General features: G+C 54.2%; 6 protein-coding genes. 5 read left to right on the forward strand and 1 reads right to left on the reverse strand.

Annotated features, from left to right (window positions below; translation table 11 throughout):
* Positions 1 to 308: hypothetical protein (locus Q8Q07_07205; GenBank protein MDP3880070.1), on the reverse strand; the 308-nt coding region annotated here is incomplete at its 3' end.
* Positions 309 to 515: 207 nt separating this feature from the next.
* Here Q8Q07_07205 and Q8Q07_07210 point away from each other — a divergent pair.
* The 5 genes from Q8Q07_07210 to Q8Q07_07230 form a co-directional block, all read left to right on the forward strand.
* A complete protein-coding gene (locus Q8Q07_07210; protein ID MDP3880071.1) occupies positions 516 to 1,208 on the forward strand; it encodes a 2Fe-2S iron-sulfur cluster-binding protein in 693 nt (230 codons plus the stop codon).
* Positions 1,186 to 1,665 (forward strand): NADH-quinone oxidoreductase subunit NuoE, encoded by a 480-nt coding sequence (nuoE, locus tag Q8Q07_07215; protein MDP3880072.1) that lies wholly within the window; start codon positions 1,186 to 1,188, stop codon positions 1,663 to 1,665. The genes Q8Q07_07210 and nuoE overlap by 23 nt, the downstream gene beginning before the upstream one ends.
* Positions 1,666 to 1,689: 24 nt before the next feature.
* Complete coding sequence (locus tag Q8Q07_07220; GenBank protein ID MDP3880073.1) at positions 1,690 to 2,907, forward strand: NADH-ubiquinone oxidoreductase-F iron-sulfur binding region domain-containing protein; 1,218 nt, start codon at positions 1,690 to 1,692, stop codon at positions 2,905 to 2,907.
* Positions 2,904 to 3,557 carry a methylenetetrahydrofolate reductase C-terminal domain-containing protein gene (locus Q8Q07_07225; protein MDP3880074.1) on the forward strand — a complete coding sequence of 218 codons (654 nt, stop codon included), beginning with the start codon at positions 2,904 to 2,906 and terminating at the stop codon, positions 3,555 to 3,557. Before Q8Q07_07220 ends, Q8Q07_07225 begins: the two co-directional genes overlap by 4 nt.
* Positions 3,558 to 3,654: 97 nt before the next feature.
* The coding region (locus tag Q8Q07_07230; GenBank protein ID MDP3880075.1) for a hypothetical protein at positions 3,655 to 3,907 on the forward strand (253 nt) is incomplete at its 3' end.

Genomic DNA, 3,907 nt, shown 5'->3' on the forward strand with positions numbered 1-3,907 from the left:
TCAAGCAGAGCCCCGACCTCTACGTCAAGGCGAACAATCCGTTCTGGTTCAACGATCCCCCAACGCTCAAGCACATCAAACCTGCCTGTAAATGGACTGGCCGTAGTGTAGTAGAGTATACCTCCGTATTCCGGTATTTCAGTAGGCACAGTCGGAGTCGTCGGTGTGGTGGGTGTCGTTGGTGTGGTTGGCGTTGTCGGTATTGTCGGCGTAGTCGGTGTGGTGGGTGTGGTCGGGGCGCAGGATGCCAGTACCAGGGATAATACCACGAGCCAGCTCATTCCCAGCCATATGAATTTTCGCTTCATCTCTCCTCCTCTTGAGTAGCTTTTCCTGTGCGCTACCCTTCGCACTTTTTGGGGAATTAAGCAATAATTTATAACAAGCGGTAGAATATTGTCAAGCCTCCGATTAGGATATGGAAACTTGAGGAGATGATGTGCGGTTGCTGGCTCAAATATTGCAGGCTGATTGGGCTTGACGTTAGCTGTGTGATGGCGTAATATATATGTGGTGTGAGCGAAATACACGTAACTCTGAATGGTTCCCCGGTGAGCGGTAAAGAGGGGATGACTATCCTCGAACTCGCCAGGGAAAATGGTATAGATATTCCTACCCTCTGCTACCTTCCGGATTTACCCCCGAACGGCTCCTGCCGTATGTGCGTGGTAGAAGTGGAAGGTTCAAGGACACTGGTCGGCTCCTGTCATACTCCCATCACCGAGGGAATGGTGATACAGACTCATTCCCCCAAGGTACTGGAAGCGCGGAGAGTGATAATGGAACTTTTGCTGGCCAGTCATGCCGGCTCCTGTATCATCTGTGAGAAAGCTAATATGTGCGAGTTCCGCCGGATGGCTGCCGACCTGGAAGTGGGTCTCTCCAGGTTTGAGGCGAAGAAGCGTTATTACCCCATCGAGGATGTCAGCCCTTATCTCCAGCGTGACCTGTCGAAGTGTATTCTCTGCCGGAGGTGTGTCCGGGCCTGCCGTGAGATTGCCGGACAGGGCTTCTTCAATGTCGCCTACCGTGGCTTCAAGTCCAAGCTCGTTTTTGGTTGCGACCAGCCGGTGGAGGGTGAGATCTGCCGGGACTGCGATGCCTGTATTTCCGTCTGCCCGACGGGTGCCCTGACCCGGCCCAGGAAGCTGGGTGAGGAGAAGGAAGGGCCGTCTCTGGTGGTCTGTGATTGGTTGCCCGGACGTTGATGTAAGGAGGATACCTAAAATTCAGGAGAAAACTACCTTACAAAACAAAGAGCACGGGAATTTGCTGGTGCGCTTGCAGGAAGCACAGCGGAAATTTGGCTGTATCCCGCAGGACACTATTGTTGAGCTGGCTCAGTCCTTTGACGTTCCGGTAAGTGAAGTCTACGGGGTAGCTACCTTCTACTCTTTCCTGGCGGCCAAGCCCCGGGGGAGGAATGTCATCAGGATCTGCCGCAGCTTGCCCTGTTACCTGAAAAACTCACAGATGATAATCGAGACGCTACAGGCAGAGTTGGGCATTAAACCCGGAGAGACCACGGCTGACAACAGGTTCTCTTTTGAGTTGACTAACTGCATTGGCGCCTGTGACGGAGCGCCGGCGATGCTGATTAACAGTGATGTCCATCGTGACCTGACGCCGCCGAAGATTGCTCAAATCTTGAAGGCGTATCAATAAGTAACACTTGACGGGAGTTTCTTAGTGCCAGAGCAAAGGATTGTCTTAAAGAACTGCGGTGTGATCAATCCCCGGGATATAAATACCTATTTTGCTGCTGATGGTTTTCAGGCCTTGAAGAAAGCCACCATGGAGATGACTCCCGAGCAGGTCGTGGAGGAGGTCAAGGCATCCGGGTTGAGGGGACGGGGAGGGGCCGGTTTCCCATGCGGCTTGAAGTGGGACCTGACCAGAAGAGCTCCGGGGGATGAAAAGTACCTGATTTGTAATGCCGATGAGGGTGAGGTGGGCACGTTCAAGGACAGATACATCCTGCAGAACGACCCCTTCAGCCTGGTTGAGGGCATTGCCATCGCCGCTTATGCCATCGGGGCCAGGCAAGCCTTTATCTATTTGCGCGGTGAGTACCACTTTCTGCTTGATTTATTGCTGGGTGCTATCGGGCAGGCGAAAGAGAAAGGGTTTTTGGAGCACGTCAATATCACGGTCCGTGAAGGCGCCGGCGCTTACATCTGCGGCGAAGAATCAGCATTGATGGATTCTATCGAGGGCAGGCGTGGAGAAGCACGCTACCGCCCGCCGTTTCCGCCGACGGAGGGACTGTGGAGAAAGCCGACCGTGATTAATAATGTGGAAACACTGATGAATATCTCCCGGGTTCTGCTTAACGGCGCTCAATGGTTCAGCCAGATAGGCACCGAGCGGAGCAAGGGTACCAAGGTCTTCTCGGTGAGCGGGGATGTAGCCAGTCCCGGCGTCTATGAGATGGTACTGGGCAGCCAGCTCCGTGAGCTGGTTCTTGACCTGGCCCAGGCGGAAAGAGTCAAGCTGATTCAGATAGGGGGCGCTACCGGCCGGATCATACCCGCTGATATGCTGGATACTCCCCTGTCTTTTGAGACTATTCTCGGCGCCGGTGGCGTTACCGTATTCGATGAAAGCCGGGATGTTATCGATATCGTCTACAGAACCATGGAATTTCTGGCTGACGAGTCCTGCGGAAAGTGTTCCCCCTGCCGGGAAGGGACTGAGGTGATGCTTGAAATCACGGAAAGATTTTCCAAAGGGGAAGGAACCCGCAGGGATATCCGGTTGCTGGAAGAGCTATCCGGGGTCATGTCAATTACCTCATTGTGCGGACTGGGGCAGGCAGCCCCCATCCCGGTAACGGATACTCTAAAGTATTTCCGGAGCGATTATGAAAGTAAAATCAAACAGGAACAAGTTGAGGTAGTGGGATGATAACAATCACCGAGCCAAAGCCATTTGAAGAAATTGAAGGGTACCTTAAGCGCTGTAACGGGGTCTATCTGATTGGCTGTGGTACCTGTGCTACTATGCTGCACACCGGCGGTAAGTCCGAAGTTACGGCGATGAAGGAAAAACTGGAGGCTGATGGTAAAGAGGTTACCGGCTGGATGGTAATCCCTACCGGCTGCGACCCGCTGGCCAAGGAAGCCCTGGCCGAAAACCGGGAAGCTATTGATGCCAGTGATTGTATCCTGGTAATGTCCTGCGCTTTTGGCGTCCAGACGGTCAGGCTCTACAGTGATAAGCCGGTCTATCCGGCGCTCAATACCATGTTTATCGGCAAGGAAGAGAGCCCCGGCTATTTCGCCGAGGTCTGCATGCAGTGCGGGAGTTGCGTCCTGGGGAGGACGGCCGCCATCTGTCCCCTGGTGAGATGCGCCAAGCTGCTGCTCAATGGCCCCTGCGGTGGTTCCGTGGGGGGCAGGTGTGAGGTTGACGCGGATACACCCTGCGGCTGGCAGCAGATAATTGACCGGTTGACCGCCCTGGGGCAGCTTGACCAGATGGCGGAAATCGAACCGATTAAAGACTGGAGTACCAGCGTTTCCGGGGGGCCCCGGCAAATTAAAGTTGAGATTTAGCTGGAAGTCCCCGCGGGTCGAACATCAGTCAGGAGCCCGCACTCGAAATGGTGACTGGAAATTACGCAAAAGGTGAAATTGAAGGGGGATAGCTGCGATGAAAGCGGGAACAAATCTGGAAAAAGTTCTGGAGAGCGGGACGTTTGCCGTAACTGCTGAAGCCGGCCCTCCTAAGGGTACTAACCCCGGTGTAATAACGAAGAGAGGCGAGCTGCTCCGTTCCTGCTGTGACGCCGTCAACATCACTGATAACCAGACAGCTATTGTGCGTATGTCCAGCCTGGCGGGCTGTATCCTTTTGAAGCAGCAGGGCGTCGACCCGGTAATGCAGATGGTGGTGCGGGACCGGA

It is taken from the genome of Dehalococcoidales bacterium (assembly GCA_030698765.1).
Lineage (GTDB): Bacteria > Chloroflexota > Dehalococcoidia > Dehalococcoidales > UBA2162 > JAUYMF01.

Excerpts from the sequence above, each read along its gene's own strand:
- Q8Q07_07225 (MDP3880074.1), top strand. The coding sequence starts at position 2,904 with ATGATAACAATCACCGAGCCAAAGCCATTTGAAGAAATTGAAGGGTAC.